General features: G+C 68.0%; 1 protein-coding gene. It reads right to left on the bottom strand.

Features of this window, described 5'->3' with window-relative positions:
• Window positions 1-1,622 (bottom strand): AMP-binding protein (locus tag DEU38_RS27905; protein WP_114724614.1); only part of this gene is annotated, 1,622 nt, incomplete at both ends.

Consider the following 1,622-nt stretch of genomic DNA (forward strand, 5'->3'; position numbering starts at 1 on the left):
CGACGAACTCGGCCTCGAGCGCGGTCTTGTCCTCGTCGGTCATCTGCGTGTAGACCGGCGCGCCGCGGCCCACCCAACGGTAGACCGGCTCGTCGGTGCGCCACAGTTCGGCCTGCAGCTCACGCTTGAGGACCTTGTTGGAGCCGGTGATCGGCAGGTTCGTCGACACCCGGATGAAGCGCGGAGTCGCCTTGGAACCCAGATCGTCCTGGACGGCAAGGTATTCCGCGAACTTCACGGGGTCGAAGGTGTCGAGCGAATCCACCTCGATCGCAGCCATCACCTGGTCGCCGGACCGCGAGTCGGGGATCGCGTACACGCCCGTCGCGATGACCTCGGGGTGGCGACGCAGGACACGCTCGATCATCAGGGCGGAGGTATTCTCGCCGTCGACGCGGATCCAGTCACCCTTGCGGCCCGCGAAGTAGATGAAGCCGGCCTCGTCGACGTAGCCGAGGTCGCCGGTCCAGTACCAACCGTGCTTGATTCGGTCGGCGTCGGCGACGTCGTTCTTGTAGTAGCCCTCGAACGCGCGAGCGCCCTCCTTGTTGATCATCTCGCCGATGGCCTCGTCCGGGTTCAGCACCCGGCCGTGCTCGTCGAGGATCGCGCGCACGCACTCCTCCCGCGTCTCGGGGTTGACGACGGCGATGCCCGCGTGCGCGGGACGGCCGAGCGCACCCTCCGGGGCCTCCGGATCGAGCTTGACCGAACCGGCACCCTCCGACGAACCGTAGCCCTCGAACAACTCCGCACCGAAGCGGCGCACGAACTCGACCTTGTCCTCGGGCGACGCCTCGGTGCCGAAGCCGCGCTCGAGCTTGTTGTCCTTGTCGTCGGGCTGCTCCGGGGTCGCCATCAGGTAGGCCAACGCCTTACCGACGTACGTGAAGAACGTGGCACCGAAGAACTTCACGTCGGGCAGGAAGCCCGACGCCGAGAACTTGCGGGCCTCGGGCAGGCAGACGGTGGCACCGTTCGCCAGCGCCGGGGCCCACAGCGCCATCAGCGCGTTGCCGTGGAACAGCGGCATGCAGCAGTAGTCGACGTCGTCGCGGTGGTGCCCGTACTTCGCGGTGTTCGCGTACGCGAGGCGGGAGAGCCGGCCCTGGCTGCACTTGACGCCCTTGGACATGCCGGTGGTGCCCGACGTGAACAGCAACAGGAACAGGTTGTCCTCGTCGATGCCGTCCGCGATCGCGGGCTCGACCCGGTGGGCGTCGAGGCGGTCCTGGTAGTCCGGGGCGTCGATCAGAATGAACCGGTCGTCGGCCAGGCCGAGGTCGAGGCCCTTCAGCTTCGCCATGCCCTCGGCGTCGGTAACGATCAACTGGCAGTCCACGTAACGGATCTCGGCCTCGAGTTCCGCCGAGCCGCGGGTGGGGTTGATGCCGACGACCGTGCCGCCGGTGAGGGCCGCGCCGCCGAGCCAGAACAGGAAGTCCGGCACGTTCTCGAGGAGGATGCCGATGTGGAACGGGCCGTCCACGCGCAGCGACTGCGCGAGCGCGCCGCGCGCGGCGCTCTCGCGGACCACCTCGTCCCACGTCCAGTCCTGCTCACGGGTACGGACACCGAGCTGCTGGTCACCGAGGCGATCGAGGAGCATCTCGGCAATCGTC

This window comes from Rhodococcus sp. AG1013 (assembly GCF_003350365.1).
GTDB lineage: Bacteria > Actinomycetota > Actinomycetes > Mycobacteriales > Mycobacteriaceae > Prescottella.